This window comes from Microbacterium shimangi (assembly GCF_043556445.1).
Classification (GTDB): domain Bacteria; phylum Actinomycetota; class Actinomycetes; order Actinomycetales; family Microbacteriaceae; genus Microbacterium.
On record NZ_JBIGII010000004.1, the window covers coordinates 395,879 to 409,460 of the forward strand.

General features: G+C 68.3%; 14 protein-coding genes and 1 tRNA gene. 12 read left to right on the forward strand and 3 right to left on the reverse strand.

What is annotated here, in order from left to right; translation table 11 throughout:
- Positions 1-128: 128 nt before the first annotated feature.
- The 4 genes from ACFXQA_RS08700 (at position 129) to ACFXQA_RS08715 (ending at position 3,159) form a co-directional block, all read left to right on the forward strand.
- The gene (locus ACFXQA_RS08700; RefSeq protein WP_394519422.1) at positions 129-788 is read left to right on the forward strand and encodes a SatD family protein; all 660 of its coding nucleotides are present in this window, start codon (positions 129-131) and stop codon (positions 786-788) included.
- Positions 785-1,609 (forward strand): hypothetical protein, encoded by an 825-nt coding sequence (locus tag ACFXQA_RS08705; RefSeq protein WP_394519423.1) that lies wholly within the window; start codon positions 785-787, stop codon positions 1,607-1,609. The genes ACFXQA_RS08700 and ACFXQA_RS08705 overlap by 4 nt, the downstream gene beginning before the upstream one ends.
- A gap of 138 nt (positions 1,610-1,747) precedes the next feature.
- Positions 1,748-1,933 (forward strand): hypothetical protein, encoded by a 186-nt coding sequence (locus ACFXQA_RS08710; RefSeq protein WP_394519424.1) that lies wholly within the window; start codon positions 1,748-1,750, stop codon positions 1,931-1,933.
- Positions 1,934-2,085: 152 nt separating this feature from the next.
- Positions 2,086-3,159 (forward strand): acyltransferase family protein, encoded by a 1,074-nt coding sequence (locus ACFXQA_RS08715; protein ID WP_394519425.1) that lies wholly within the window; start codon positions 2,086-2,088, stop codon positions 3,157-3,159.
- On the opposite strand, the gene ACFXQA_RS08720 is transcribed toward ACFXQA_RS08715, so the two are convergent.
- Positions 3,137-3,712 carry an RAD23 family protein gene (locus ACFXQA_RS08720; protein WP_394519426.1) on the reverse strand — a complete coding sequence of 192 codons (576 nt, stop codon included), beginning with the start codon at positions 3,710-3,712 and terminating at the stop codon, positions 3,137-3,139. The two genes, ACFXQA_RS08715 and ACFXQA_RS08720, sit on opposite strands and share 23 nt — an antisense overlap.
- The gene (locus tag ACFXQA_RS08725; RefSeq protein WP_394519427.1) at positions 3,709-4,596 is read right to left on the reverse strand and encodes an inositol monophosphatase family protein; all 888 of its coding nucleotides are present in this window, start codon (positions 4,594-4,596) and stop codon (positions 3,709-3,711) included. The genes ACFXQA_RS08720 and ACFXQA_RS08725 overlap by 4 nt, the downstream gene beginning before the upstream one ends.
- Before the next feature lie 50 nt (positions 4,597-4,646).
- Here ACFXQA_RS08725 and ACFXQA_RS08730 point away from each other — a divergent pair.
- Positions 4,647-4,719, forward strand: a tRNA-Lys gene (locus tag ACFXQA_RS08730).
- Between the two features lie 100 nt (positions 4,720-4,819).
- On the opposite strand, the gene ACFXQA_RS08735 is transcribed toward ACFXQA_RS08730, so the two are convergent.
- Positions 4,820-5,077: a cytochrome c-type biogenesis protein gene (locus ACFXQA_RS08735; RefSeq protein WP_394519428.1), complete on the reverse strand. Its 258-nt coding sequence runs from the start codon at positions 5,075-5,077 to the stop codon at positions 4,820-4,822.
- A gap of 113 nt (positions 5,078-5,190) precedes the next feature.
- Between ACFXQA_RS08735 and ACFXQA_RS08740 the strand changes: the two genes are divergently transcribed.
- The 7 genes from ACFXQA_RS08740 (at position 5,191) to ACFXQA_RS08770 (ending at position 13,567) form a co-directional block, all read left to right on the forward strand.
- Positions 5,191-6,606 carry an alpha,alpha-trehalose-phosphate synthase (UDP-forming) gene (locus tag ACFXQA_RS08740; protein ID WP_394519430.1) on the forward strand — a complete coding sequence of 472 codons (1,416 nt, stop codon included), beginning with the start codon at positions 5,191-5,193 and terminating at the stop codon, positions 6,604-6,606.
- A gap of 5 nt (positions 6,607-6,611) precedes the next feature.
- Positions 6,612-7,394 carry a trehalose-phosphatase gene (gene otsB / locus ACFXQA_RS08745; protein WP_394519431.1) on the forward strand — a complete coding sequence of 261 codons (783 nt, stop codon included), beginning with the start codon at positions 6,612-6,614 and terminating at the stop codon, positions 7,392-7,394.
- Between the two features lie 9 nt (positions 7,395-7,403).
- Entirely contained in the window at positions 7,404-9,110 is a 1,707-nt protein-coding gene (ilvD, locus tag ACFXQA_RS08750) for a dihydroxy-acid dehydratase (RefSeq protein WP_394519432.1), read from the forward strand.
- Between the two features lie 34 nt (positions 9,111-9,144).
- Complete coding sequence (locus tag ACFXQA_RS08755) at positions 9,145-10,947, forward strand: acetolactate synthase large subunit (protein WP_394519433.1); 1,803 nt, start codon at positions 9,145-9,147, stop codon at positions 10,945-10,947.
- An 11-nt stretch (positions 10,948-10,958) separates the two neighbouring features.
- Entirely contained in the window at positions 10,959-11,468 is a 510-nt protein-coding gene (gene ilvN / locus ACFXQA_RS08760; protein WP_394519434.1) for an acetolactate synthase small subunit, read from the forward strand.
- Between the two features lie 31 nt (positions 11,469-11,499).
- The gene (gene ilvC / locus ACFXQA_RS08765; RefSeq protein WP_394519435.1) at positions 11,500-12,525 is read left to right on the forward strand and encodes a ketol-acid reductoisomerase; all 1,026 of its coding nucleotides are present in this window, start codon (positions 11,500-11,502) and stop codon (positions 12,523-12,525) included.
- A gap of 418 nt (positions 12,526-12,943) precedes the next feature.
- Positions 12,944-13,567 carry a cyclodeaminase/cyclohydrolase family protein gene (locus ACFXQA_RS08770; protein WP_394519436.1) on the forward strand — a complete coding sequence of 208 codons (624 nt, stop codon included), beginning with the start codon at positions 12,944-12,946 and terminating at the stop codon, positions 13,565-13,567.
- Positions 13,568-13,582: the final 15 nt, after the last annotated feature.

Here is a 13,582-nt window from a genome sequence, read left to right on the forward strand (position 1 = left end):
GCGTCACCACGCGGTCGACGGGCCCTTTCGCTTCTCGCTGCAGCCGGCTGCTTCGTGGTCGTCGGGTCGTTGAAGCGCGCATAAGACCATGTCTTATATCGCGGTAAAATAAGTTGTAGGCTAATGGGATGGATTTCGCGGTCATCGCCGACATCGTCGGCTCGAGACGGTTGGCCGATCGAGGCGACGCTCAGTTGGCGATCGAGCGCACGGTCCTCGACGTCGATCGGGACTACGGGCGAGCGGTCCGGCGACTCGTGCCGACGGTGGGCGACGAGTTCCAGGGCGTTTACGGCGACCTGACCTCGACCCTCACGGCACTTCTCCTTCTGCAGTTGCGGTTGCCGGCCCACGTGGAGGTGCGCTTCGGCGTCGGCATCGGTGAGGTGAGATCGGTTGCCTCCACCGGCGACCGTGCGATCGAGGACGGTCCGGGGTGGTGGGCGGCGCGCCAAGCGATCGAGACGGTCCACCGACTCGAAGAATCCCGCGTACCGCGCGCTCGCACCTGGGTCACCGGCGGCGATGCGCCCGCTCCCGAGACGGCGGCCGTGCTCGCTTCGGTCAACGCCTACCTGATGGTCAAAGACCACCTCGTCGGGGGAATGGGGGACCGTGCGCGGCGCCTCGCCTACGGCACGTGGCTGGGCAGATCTCAAGAGTCGTTGGCGGCTGAGGAGGGCGTGACGCAGTCGGCGGTTTCGCAAGCCCTCGCACGGTCGGGGTCTGCAGCTCTGTTCCTCGGGCTCCACGAGATCTCGTCGAACCTGCCGGAGGGACTGAAATGATCGCGGCGGCTGTGCTCCTCCTCACCGTCGGTCTCGCCGACCTCGCCCGTCAGTTTCTCGGTGAGCGGTCGCGCGGCGCGCGGATAGCCGCCAGCATCGTCACCGTGATCGTCTTGAGCGCGGTGGCAACGAGCGTCGTCGCCCTCCCGCTCGTGGCGGTGGTGGCGCTCGTCGCGCTCGGGTGGCTCGCCCTGATGCCCAGCACGAACAGTGCGGCGATCGCCGGCTTCTGGCCGGCCATCGGCCTCGCGATCTCGGTCGCTCTGCTCGTCGTGTTCGCGCCCGGTGCGGCGGAGGGCTGGGGCGCGCAGTGGTGGGCTTCGACGACGACCGGCATGTCGTTCCCACCCGCGAAGCTCGTCCTGGCCGCCGGCGTCGTCGCGTTTCTGCTGGAGTCGGCGAACATCGTGGTTCGCGTCGCGCTGCAGAGCGAGAGGGGAGACCATGCACGCACGTCCGTTGCGGCGCCGAGTCCCACCCCGGTGCGCCGGCGCGGCGCCGGGCTCCTGGCTCGGCTGCGTCGTCCGGTTCCCCTGACCCCGCCCGCGGCGACGAAGCAACTGCGCGGCGGACGCCTCATCGGCCCTCTCGAGCGGTTGTTCATCGTCGGCCTGATCTTCACGAGTGCGGTCGCCCTGGTTGCCGCGTTCATCGCCGCGAAAGGCATCGTGCGCTTCCCCGAGATCCAGAAGGACAACGCGGGTGGCACTCAGGCCGAGTACTTCTTGGTCGGGAGCATGGCGAGCTGGGGTATCGCACTACTGGCTGCGGGCCTGTTGTGGGCCGTGGGCGCGACACCCCGCGACTTCGGTATCAGCTGATCACTTATAACCGCGCACTATCAGTTCCTCGCTGATAGTCGCCCCTCAGAGAGGCTCATCGTGTCCGACCCCCGCAGACATCCCCTCCGCACAGGCGAGCTGTCCCTCGGTCCTGCGACTGCGCCCGAGAAATGGGAAGTGCGGTCGGAGGCGGGCGAAACCGGCGTCGAAGCGAACTGGGGGGAGTGGGTGCGCCTGGCGAAACGCATCCTCGACACCGATGCCCTGTCGCGCGATCTGGAGGCCCGCGGCGACGCCTGGGACCAGGGCCACGCCGCCGCGGGCGGCGACCGGAACGGCGACGCGGTCAACCCGTTCCGCTGACGCCCGTCCGATCTGCCGGCGCGCGGGGCGCCTCGGGCAGATGAACTGTGGGAAAATTCGAGAGGACCCCCGAGTCCTTTTTTTGCGTGCCGTCGTCGTTGCGCCCACTTCGAATGCGTCGCCCTGTCGATGTTGCGACAGGAACGAGACGCATGATCCCTCCGGTGCGGCGTGAGCTGTGGGCCGACAGCGCCCGCGGTCTCGCCATCATCGCCGTCGTTCTCGGGCATGTCTTCCTCCAAGAAGACGCCGCCGCGCAGTGGTCGATGTGGGACCCCGCCCAGGCGGCGTGGACCGAACTGCGCGACCTGCTGCTCCCGGTGCGCATGCCGCTGTTCTTCCTCATCGCCGGTTACTTCGCGTCGCGCGTCATCCGCCGCCCCTGGGGCACGGTCTTGCGCACCCGCACATTCGGTCTGTACTACCTCTACGTCGTGTGGTTGCTCGCGCAGACGGTCTTCTTCCTTTTCGTCCCGCACGACGGCACAGCGGCGGCCACCACGGCGCCGGAGCTCGCGGCGCAGTTGACCTACGCGCCCACGAACCTGTGGTTCCTCGTCGCCCTGGCGGTTTACTTCGTCGTCGCGAAGGCGGGCGTACGGGTCGCCCCGGTCGCCCTCGGAGCGGCCGCGTGGCTGTCATGGTCGGCGTTCGCCGACCGCCTGCCCGACATCTTCGACCGCACCCCGATGCCCGAATACCTCGTGTTCTTCCTCGTCGGTGCGTACGCCCCGGCTCTCCTGCGCAGCATCCGGGGCAGCGTGTGGCTCACGACCGCCGGGATGCTCGGACTGTCCGCCGGGGTCGCGGCCATGCGGGACGCAGACGATCGGATGCTGTGGACCACCTGGTTGACGCTCTCGACCGTCGCCGGCGTGACCGCCGTCGTCTCACTGCTCAAGCTGCTCGAGGCGAACGGTCTCCTGCCGCAACTCACGGTCTGGATCGGGCGACGGACGCTGCCGATCTACGTCGCGCAACTGCCCCTGGCCGTAGGCGTGGAGGCACTGATCGATCTGCTGCCCCCGGGTGTCGCGCAGACGCTCCTGGGCAACCCGCTCGTTTCGACGGTCTATCCGCTCGTGGTGACGGCAGCGATCGTCGGTGCGGGGCTGTTGCTCCACGCAGCGGTCGGTCGAGTGGCGCCGTGGATGTACCGGGCTCCGTGGCTGCAGCGCGAGACGAGCCCCGCCGCAGTCGCGCTCAGCCCTGCGGGCGCTCGATGAGCAGGAGGCCCTGCTTCGTGTCGGCGATCGTGACCCACCCGTCGCCGAAGAGGTAGGTGATGCCGTACCCGTCGGCGTCGGTCGAAATCGCCGTGTCGGCGCTCTCGGTCACGTAGAGCCCGTTTTCGCTCTCTTCGCCGCGCCAGCCGCTCGAGAGGAGCTCCTGCTGGGCCGTCTCGGCTTCCGAATCGGTGGCGGGAGCCCACCCGAAGATCTGCACGTGATCGGTGGCGACCGTGTAGTCGCCCCAGGTGCACTGGAAGCCTTCGGTCAGTTCGACCGCGCCGGCATAGAAAGGCTTCTCCTGCGCGGTCCAACCGATCTCTTCGAAATCGGCCACGGTGTCGGCGGGGAGGATCGACTCGCAGCTGGCCTCTGCCTCTGCAGTGGCGCTGGTCGTCGGCTCGGGCGACGCGTCGGGGGTCGCCGACGGAGCCGCGACGCTCTGCGATGCCGAAGGCTCGGGGGCGGGGGGAGCGGTGCACGCGGTGAGCACGCCGACGGTGCCGAGGAGGGCGAGAGAGGCGAGGATGCTGCGTCGCCCCGTGCTCACGCGCGCGCCGCCGAGGTGTCGGTGTGCAGCAGCTCGAGGAAGGTTTCGTGCAGCACGCCGTTCGTGGCGAGAGAGGAACGGGCGGAGAGCGTCTCGTCGCCGTCGAAAGAAGTGAACTTTCCGCCGGCTTCTCGGATCACGGGGACGAGGGCGGCGAGATCGTACTCCTTCACGCCGAACTCGGCGACGAACTCGAGGCGTCCTTCTGCGAGCCACATGTAGGGCAGCGCGTCGCCGTACGCCCGATCGCGCCACACGGCGCGGGAGAGGCGGAGGAGCGTCGGGAGCTGCCCGGCAGCATCCCACTGTTCGATGCTCTGAAAGCTGATGCTGGCCTTCTCGACCGTGTCGACCGACGAGACGTGGATGCGGCGGCTTCCGCCGTCCGGAGTGTTCGTCCATGCACCGCCGCCCTCCGCCGCCCACCAGCGGCGGCCGATCGAGGGCTGGCTGACGACGCCGACGCGGGGGACGCCGTCGACCGCGAGCGCGATGAGGGTCGCCCAGACAGGCACGCCCTTGAGATAGTTCGCGGTGCCGTCGATGGGGTCGATGATCCATTGCCGGGAAGAACTGCCCGACACGCCGAACTCTTCGCCGAAGACGCCGTCGTCGGGGCGTTCCGCGGCGAGCATGTCGCGGATCGCGCGCTCGGTGGCGAGGTCGGCTTCGGTGACGTGCGAGTCGTCGGCCTTGGTCTGGATGTCGAGATCTGCCGCGTCGAAGCGGCTCATGGCCACGGCGTCGGCGGCATCGGCGAGGCGGAGCGCGAGAGCGAGGTCGTCGGCGTGGAGGTTGCCGTGCGCGGAAGGCGCGGACGTGGAGGGGGGCACGACCTCAACGATACCGGCGGACACCCTCCTCGATTGGCGGCGAGCCGTCATGACTGGTAACGTGAACCCTCGGTTCGCCGGGCTCCACCCTGGCGTTCCACGCACCTCTAGCTCAATCGGCAGAGCAATTGACTCTTAATCAATGGGTTCTCGGTTCAAGTCCGAGGGGGTGCACGGATCAGTCCCGGAAACTCTCGCCAGTTTTCGGGGCTTTTTCACTTTCTGGGCGCCGCATCAGGCTGGGGCGATCCCGCCAGAATCGCCCGGGCGGGTCTCAGCGCTTGACGCGCTCCTTCAGCAGGCGCTTTTGCTCGCCCTTCGACAAGGGGGAGTCGCCGGCGATGAGCTTGCCGCGGGCCGAGCGTCGGGTGTCGACGACGGCGCCGATGGCCAGTGCGAGGGTGATGCCCCAGCTCAGCCAGCCGAGCGCGGTGCGCCACGTGAAGGGCTCGTTGCTGCGCAGGCTCCGCATGAGCGTCAGACCGCTCGTGATGGCGCTGAGAAGACCGGTTCCGAAGATGTACTTGCGCATGATGAACACGCTACCGGGGCGCGGAGCATAACGAACGCGGGCTTGACAGGCACCGGCTTCGAGACGATTCGGGGCCGCTGTTAGCCTGGGAATCCCCCACCGAGGAGTACTTCTTGACCAAGGCCGATTTCGTCGTCGTCGCAAACCGACTGCCCGTCGATCGGTCGGGTGACGGTGAGCAGTGGCGTCGATCGCCCGGCGGTCTGGTGACCGCGCTCGAGCCCGTCATGCGCAAGGCCGATGGCGCGTGGGTCGGCTGGGCGGGTCAGCCCGATGTCGAGCTCGAACCCTTCGACTTCGAGGGGTCGCACCTCGTGCCCGTCATGCTCACGGCCGACGACATCGAGAACTACTACGAGGGCTTCTCCAACGACACGATCTGGCCGCTGTACCACGACGTGATCGCGGCTCCGCGATACCGCCGCCAGTGGTGGGAGGCGTACGTCCGGGTCAACCAGCGTTTCGCCGAGGCCGCCGCCGCCGTCGCCGAAGAGAACGCGATCGTGTGGGTGCAGGACTACCAGCTGCAGCTCGTGCCGCGCATGCTGCGCGATGCCCGCCCCGACCTCACGATCGGGTACTTCCATCACATTCCGTTCCCCGCTTACGGTCTGTACTCGCAGCTGCCCTGGCGTCGCCAGGTGCTCGAGGGGCTGCTCGGCGCCGACGTCATCGGGTTCCAGCGCGTCGCCGATGCCGGCAACTTCGCCCGCGCGGTGCGCCGCCAGCTGCGTTACGAGACGAAGGCCTCGGGCATCACCGTGCCCGACGGCCAGGGCGGCACGCGCCGTGCGCTCGCGAAGGCGTTCCCGATCTCGATCGACGCCGACTCCTACATCGAGCTCGCGCAGCGTCCTGATATCCAGGCCCGCGCGGCCGAGATCCGCGAGAGCCTCGGCAACCCGAAGAAGATCCTCCTCGGCGTCGACCGTCTCGACTACACCAAGGGCATCCGCCACCGACTCAAGGCTTTCGGCGAGCTGCTCGCAGACGGACGCGTCTCGGTCGACGACGTCACCCTCGTGCAGGTCGCGAGCCCGAGCCGGGAGCGGGTCGAGGCGTACGTGCAGTTGCGCGACGAGATTGAGCTCGCGGTCGGCCGTGTCAACGGCGACTACGACAACATGGGCCACACCGCCATCCGCTACCTGCACCAGGCCTATCCGCGAGAAGAGATGGTTGCGCTCTTCCTCGCCGCCGATGTCATGCTCATCACCGCATTGCGCGATGGCATGAACCTCGTCGCGAAGGAGTACGTCGCGAGCCGCGTCGACAATCGCGGTGTGCTGGTGCTCAGTGAGTTCGCCGGCGCCGCCGACGAGCTCGGCAGTGCGATCCACATCAACCCCCACGACATCGGTGGCTTGAAAGACGCCATCATGCGGGCGATCGACATGCCCGCGGCCGAGCAGGGGAGGCGCATGCGTGCGCTCCGCCGCCGGGTTCGCGAACACAACGTCGAAGACTGGTCGCGCGAATTCCTCGAGGCGCTCTCGGTCTTCCACGGACCGGGAACGGTCGGGGAGTAGAGATCATGCCGAACGTCGATGCCCGCCTCAGCGCCCTCGCGGCAACACCGCGTCTTCTGGTCGCCGTCGACTTCGACGGCACCGTTTCGCCCCTCCACGATGAACCGATGAAGGCGCGGATGCTGCCGGAGGCCCGCGCGGTGCTCTCCGAGCTCGCTGCGCTGCCCGACACGGTGGTGGCCCTCGTATCGGGCCGCAGTCTCACAGACCTGCGGATCATCGCGGAGCACGGCGACGCGTCGCCCCTGCTGCTCGCGGGTTCGCATGGCGCCGAGCATTGGGAGCCCGGAGAGGGAGCGATCGAGCCGCAGGAAGATTCGGCCGACGTCGCCCTGCGCGACCGGTTGTTCGCCGCGTCCGAGGCCGCCGTGGCCGAGTACCCCGGCGTCTGGATCGAGCCGAAGACCTTCGGGTTCGCCGTTCATACCCGCACCGCTGAAGACGCATCGGCACGCGCCGCCGCGAACGCCGCGGTCGACGAGATCCTGGCGGCGCAGGCACCGACGTGGCGTCGTCGCACCGGCCAGAACATCGTGGAGTTCGCCTTTCGTCACGAGGGCAAGGACTCCGCGATCGCGGCGCTCCGTGAACGCACCGCGGCGACGGCCGTTCTTTTCGCCGGCGACGACGTGACCGACGAAGATGCCCTGCGCAGCCTCACCGCGGGCGACCTCGGCGTGCACGTCGGCGACAACGAAACGGCGGCTGCGGTGTCGGTTCCCGACATCCCTGCCTTCGCGGCGCTCCTCGGCGAGCTGGCGCGGCTGCGAGCAGCGCGCCCGGAATAGACTTCGAGCATGGCCCACCCCGACAACTCCATCGACATCAAACCCCGCAGCCGCGTGGTGACCGACGGCATCGAAGCCACGACGTCACGCGGAATGCTCCGTGCCGTCGGCATGGGCGACGCCGACTGGGACAAGCCCCAGATCGGCATCGCGTCGAGCTGGAACGAGATCACCCCCTGCAACCTGAGCCTCGACCGCCTCGCGCAGGGCGCCAAAGAAGGCGTCCACGCCGGCGGTGGCTACCCGTTGCAGTTCGGAACCATCTCGGTGTCCGACGGCATCTCGATGGGTCACGAGGGTATGCACTTCTCCCTCGTCTCGCGCGAGGTCATCGCCGACTCGGTCGAGACGGTGATGATGGCCGAGCGGCTCGACGGATCCGTGCTGCTCGCGGGCTGCGACAAGTCGATCCCCGGCATGTTGATGGCCAGCGCCCGCCTCGACCTCTCGAGCGTCTTCCTCTACGCCGGCTCGATCGCACCGGGCTGGGTGAAGCTCAGCGACGGCACCGAGAAGGACGTCACGATCATCGACTCGTTCGAGGCCGTCGGCGCGTGCCTCGCGGGAAAGATGAGCGAAGCCGACCTCAAGCGCATCGAGTGCGCCATCGCCCCGGGTGAGGGAGCCTGCGGCGGTATGTACACCGCGAACACCATGGCGTCCGTCGCCGAGGCGCTCGGACTCAGCCTGCCCGGGTCGGCGGCTCCGCCGTCGGCCGATCGCCGCCGCGACTACTTCGCGCACCGCTCGGGCGAGGCCGTCGTGAACCTGCTGCGCCTGGGCATCACCACGCGCGACATCCTCACCAAAGAAGCGTTCGAGAACGCGATCGCCCTGGCGATGGCGCTGGGTGGCTCGACGAACGTCGTGCTGCACCTCCTCGCGATCGCCAACGAGGCCGAGGTCGAGCTGTCGCTCCACGACTTCAACCGCATCGGCGACAAGGTGCCCCACATCGCCGACATGAAGCCGTTCGGCAAGTACGTCATGAACGACGTCGACCGCCACGGCGGCATCCCCGTCATCATGAAGGCGATGCTCGACGAGGGGCTCCTGCACGGCGACGCCCTCACGGTCACCGGCAAGACGCTCGCCGAGAACCTGCGCGACCTCGACCCCGACCCGGTCGACGGCACCGTCATCCACACGCTCGACAACCCGATCCACGCCACCGGCGGCATCACGATCCTCCACGGTTCGATCGCTCCCGAAGGGGCCGTCGTGAAGTCGGCCGGATTCGACGCCAACGTCTTCGAGGGCCCGGCACGGGTGTTCGAGCGCGAGCGCTCGGCCATGGATGCGCTGGAAGCTGGATCGATCCAGGCCGGCGATGTCGTCGTCATCCGTTACGAGGGCCCGAAGGGTGGCCCCGGGATGCGCGAGATGCTCGCCATCACCGCCGCCATCAAGGGCGCGGGGCTCGGCAAGGATGTACTACTCTTGACGGACGGACGATTCTCAGGCGGCACAACCGGCCTGTGCATCGGCCACATAGCACCCGAAGCGGTGGACGCTGGTCCCATCGCCTTCGTGCGCGATGGTGATCTGATACGGGTCGATATCGCGGCTCGTACTCTCGACCTACTCGTCGACGAAACCGAGCTGAGTTCCCGCCGTTCTGGCTGGGAACCGCTTCCTCCGCGCTATACCCGTGGCGTCCTGGCCAAGTACTCAAAGCTCGTGCAGTCCGCCGCCACCGGCGCCGTCACAGGCTGACGGCCCGCCCATCTCTGCTCCAAGGAGCTTCACCATGTCCTCCGAAGTCGCCCCGGCCCTGCCCCGGCCACCCGCCCGCTCCACTGCCGCACCGATCCTCACCGGTGCGCAGGCCGTCGTCCGTTCGCTCGAGCTCATCGGCGTCACCGACGTCTTCGGCTTGCCCGGCGGTGCGATCCTCCCCGTCTACGACCCCCTCATGGACAGCTCCGAACTGCGCCACATCCTGGTGCGGCACGAGCAGGGCGCCGGTCACGCCGCCGAGGGTTACGCCTCAGCATCCGGTCGTACCGGCGTCGCGATCGCGACGTCGGGTCCGGGTGCCACGAACCTCGTGACCGCGATCGCCGACGCGTACATGGACTCGGTGCCGATCGTCTGCATCACCGGCCAGGTCTTCTCGACGCTCATGGGAACGGATGCTTTCCAGGAGGCCGACATCGTCGGCATCACGATGCCGATCACGAAGCACTCGATCCTGGTGAAAGACCCGGCCGAGATCCCCGGTGCGATCGCCGCGGCGTTCGAGATCGCCGGAACGGGTCGACCCGGCCCGGTGCTCGTCGACATCACCAAAGACGCACAGCAGGCCGAGGCGCCGTTCATCTGGCCTCCGAAGATCGATCTGCCGGGCTACCGCCCGGTGACGAAGGCCCACGGCAAGCAGATCCAGGCTGCAGCGCAGCTCCTGGCCAGCGCCAAGAAGCCGGTGCTGTACGTCGGTGGCGGCATCATCCGCTCGCGGGCGTCGGACGAACTCCTCGCTCTCGCCGAAGCCACGGGTGCGCCCGTCGTCACGACGTTGATGGCGCGGGGTGCGTTCCCCGATTCCCATCCGCAGCAGCTCGGAATGCCGGGTATGCACGGCACGGTGCCCGCCGTTCTCGCCCTGCAGGAGGCCGACCTGCTCGTTTCGCTCGGCGCCCGCTTCGACGATCGCGTCACCGGCAAGGCCGCATTGTTCGCCCCGCACGCACAGGTCGTGCACGTCGACATCGACCCGGCCGAGATCGGAAAGATCCGCGCGGCCGACGTTCCTATCGTGGGCGACCTCAAGGACGTGCTCGTCGACCTCGAGGCCGCTTTCCGCGGCGTGATCGGCGACGCGAAACCCGACATCGAAGAATGGTGGTCGTTCCTCGAGGGGCTCCGCACGGAGTTCCCGCTCGGCTACGCGCCGACGACCGACGGTCTGCTCGCTCCGCAATACGTGATCCAGCGGATCGGTGAACTTACCGGCCCCGAGGGCATCTTCGCCTCGGGCGTGGGCCAGCACCAGATGTGGTCGGCCCAGTTCATCAAGTACGAGCGTCCGAACTCCTGGCTGAACTCCGGCGGCGCGGGCACGATGGGCTACTCCGTCCCGGCGGCCATGGGAGCCAAGGTCGCCGAACCCGACCGCGTGGTCTGGGCGATCGACGGCGACGGATGCTTCCAGATGACCAACCAGGAGCTCGCGACCTGCACGATCAACAACATCCCGATCAAGGTCGCGATCATCAACAACTCCTCGCTCGGCATGGTGCGCCAGTGGCAGACGCTGTTCTACGACGGTCGCTACTCGAACACCGACCTGAACACCGGCCACGGCAGTGTTCGCGTTCCCGACTTCGTGAAGCTCGCCGACGCCTACGGCTGCCTCGCCATCCGCGTCGAGCGTGAAGACGAAGTGGACGCTGCCATCAAGCTCGCTCTCGAGACCAACGATCGCCCCGTCGTGATCGATTTCGTGGTCAGCGCCGACGCCATGGTGTGGCCGATGGTGCCGCAGGGCGTCAGCAACAGCTATGTGCAGTACGCCCGCGAGCACGCTCCGTCGTTCGACCAGGAAGACTGAGGGGGATCGACATGGCAAGACACGTGCTGAGCCTCCTCGTCGAGGACAAGCCGGGGCTTCTGACCCGCGTCGCCGGGCTCTTCGCCCGTCGCGGCTTCAACATCCAGTCGCTCGCGGTGGGTGTGACCGAAGTCGCAGGCCTCTCGCGGATCACGATCGTGGTCGACGTCGAAGGTCTTCCGCTCGAGCAGGTCACGAAGCAGCTGAACAAGCTGATCAACGTGATCAAGATCGTCGAGCTCGACCCGGCAGCATCCGTTCAGCGTGAGCACATCCTCGTGAAGGTGCGCGCCGACAACTCGACGCGGTCGAACGTGCTCGAGGTCGTCGGCCTCTTCCGTGCGTCGGTCGTCGACTACGCCCCCGACGCGATCGTCGCCGAGATCACGGGCGACCACGGCAAGGTCGAGGCCTTCCTGCGCGCGCTCGAGCCGTTCGGCATCAAAGAGCAGGCGCAGTCGGGCCTGCTCGCCATCGGCCGCGGCGGCAAGAGCATCACCGAGCGCGTTCTGCGCGGCTGACTTTCCACCCCAAACAAGGAGAAACACCGAAATGGCAGAGATCTTCTACGACGACGACGCCGACCTGTCGCTCATCCAGGGCAAGAAGGTCGCGATCGTCGGCTACGGCTCGCAGGGCCACGCTCACGCGCAGAACCTGCGCGACTCGGGTGTCGAGGTCATCATCGCGCTCAAGGACGGCTCGAAGTCGGCCGCCAAGGCACAGGAAGACGGCTTCGAGGTCAAGTCGGTCGCCGAAGCCACCGAGTGGGCCGACCTGATCATGATCCTCGCGCCCGACCAGCACCAGCGCTCGATCTTCACCGAGTCGATCAAAGACAAGCTGACCCCCGGCAAGACGCTCGCGTTCGCCCACGGCTTCAACATCCGCTTCGGCTACATCGACGCCCCCGAGGGTGTCGACGTCATCCTCATCGCACCGAAGGCTCCGGGACACACGGTGCGCCGCGAGTTCGTCGCCGGGCGCGGTATCCCCGACATCATCGCGGTCGAGAGCGACGCATCGGGCCAGGCTTGGGATGTCGCGAAGTCGTACGCGAAGGCCATCGGCGGCACGCGCGCCGGTGTCATCAAGACCACGTTCACCGAAGAGACCGAGACCGATCTCTTCGGCGAGCAGGCCGTTCTCTGCGGCGGCGTCTCGCAGCTCGTGTCGTACGGCTTCGAGACCCTCACCGAGGCCGGCTACCAGCCCGAGATCGCCTACTTCGAGGTGCTGCACGAGCTGAAGCTCATCGTCGACCTCATGTGGGAGGGCGGCATCGCCAAGCAGCGCTGGTCGGTCTCCGACACCGCTGAGTACGGCGACTACGTCTCGGGCCCGCGCGTCATCGACGAGCGCGTCAAGGAGAACATGCAGGCCGTGCTCGGCGACATCCAGTCGGGTGCCTTCGCCAAGCGCTTCATCGCCGACCAGGACGCCGGAGCCCCCGAGTTCCTCGCCCTCCGCGAGAAGGCCGCCGGCCACCCGATCGAGGCGACCGGTAAAGAGCTGCGTTCGCTCTTCGCCTGGAAGCAGACCGACACCGACTACACCGAGGGAAGCGCCGCGCGCTGACCTCCGACGAAGCCCCGGTCGCTGACGCGGCCGGGGCTTCGTGCTGCCCGGGTGCGTCTGCACGCTGTGCGGGGCTTGCGCGTGCGCGCCGGGCGCGTGCGGCGCTTGCGCGTGCGCGCCGGGCGCGTGCACTAATTCAGGCTGGATGGGCGGGTAGAGGCGGGGATGCCTGTATTGGTCGCGCCGGTGGGCGGTTCAGCCTGAGTTAGTGCGGGGGATACCCCGGCCCCGGGCCCGGCCCGGGTTCGGCCGCGTGCGCGCCCCGCGCGCGCACTAACTCGGGCTCGATGCGCGCGAGCGGTCGGGCTTTTGCGTAACGACGGTGCGGGTGGGCGGTTCAGCCTGAGTTCGTGCGGGGGGCGAGGCGCGACCCGCCCGAGAAAGGGCGAGAGCCGGGCGCCGGGGCTAGGGTGGCGGCATGCAGGCCGACCCCGACGTGCCCACCTCCCTCGGACTCGACACCTGGCTCGCGAAGCTCGCCGAGCCGAATGGCGCCCCGGGCGGGGGGTCTGCGGCCGGCGTCATGATGGGGCTCGCCGCGGCGCTGCTGCACATGGTCTGCGGCTACACGCCCGACGAACCGGCCGCCGCGGCGGCCGCAGAGCGGGTCGCGGTGCTGCGCGAACGGGCTCTCGCCGCGTCGTACGAAGACGGGGTCCGTTCCGTCGCCCTCGGCGCTGCTCTGGCGGCGGAGGGGCCGGAGCGCAGCATCCGCCTGCACCGTGAAGCCGTCGCAGCATCGGCCTCGTCGGCCGAGCTGGCCGAGATCGGTATGGCTCTCGCCGCCGAACTCCGCGTCGTCGCCGAGGTCGGCAATCCGCACCTCGTCGCCGACACGGGCGTGGCGTCTGAGGCCCTCGCCGCCGGCCTCGGTGCCGCGCTGATCAATCTGCGCGCGAACGTGCGGCTCGCGCGCAAGCACGCTCCCGACGAAGACAAGAACCACGACGATCCGCTCGCTGCCGTCGACCGGGTCGGCGAACGCGGCCGCCGCGTGCGCGGCGACGTCGACGCCCTGCGCGTCTCGGTGTCGGGCGACTGAGATCGGACCGGCGGT

Coding starts and splice junctions, on each gene's coding strand:
- ACFXQA_RS08700 (WP_394519422.1), top strand. CDS start 129: ATGGATTTCGCGGTCATCGCCGACATCGTCGGCTCGAGACGGTTGGCC.
- ACFXQA_RS08705 (WP_394519423.1), top strand. CDS start 785: ATGATCGCGGCGGCTGTGCTCCTCCTCACCGTCGGTCTCGCCGACCTC.
- ACFXQA_RS08715 (WP_394519425.1), top strand. CDS start 2,086: ATGATCCCTCCGGTGCGGCGTGAGCTGTGGGCCGACAGCGCCCGCGGT.
- ACFXQA_RS08725 (WP_394519427.1), bottom strand. CDS start 4,596: ATGACGGCTCGCCGCCAATCGAGGAGGGTGTCCGCCGGTATCGTTGAG.
- ACFXQA_RS08735 (WP_394519428.1), bottom strand. CDS start 5,077: ATGCGCAAGTACATCTTCGGAACCGGTCTTCTCAGCGCCATCACGAGC.
- otsB (WP_394519431.1), top strand. CDS start 6,612: ATGCCGAACGTCGATGCCCGCCTCAGCGCCCTCGCGGCAACACCGCGT.
- ilvD (WP_394519432.1), top strand. CDS start 7,404: ATGGCCCACCCCGACAACTCCATCGACATCAAACCCCGCAGCCGCGTG.
- ACFXQA_RS08755 (WP_394519433.1), top strand. CDS start 9,145: ATGTCCTCCGAAGTCGCCCCGGCCCTGCCCCGGCCACCCGCCCGCTCC.
- ilvN (WP_394519434.1), top strand. CDS start 10,959: ATGGCAAGACACGTGCTGAGCCTCCTCGTCGAGGACAAGCCGGGGCTT.
- ilvC (WP_394519435.1), top strand. CDS start 11,500: ATGGCAGAGATCTTCTACGACGACGACGCCGACCTGTCGCTCATCCAG.
- ACFXQA_RS08770 (WP_394519436.1), top strand. CDS start 12,944: ATGCAGGCCGACCCCGACGTGCCCACCTCCCTCGGACTCGACACCTGG.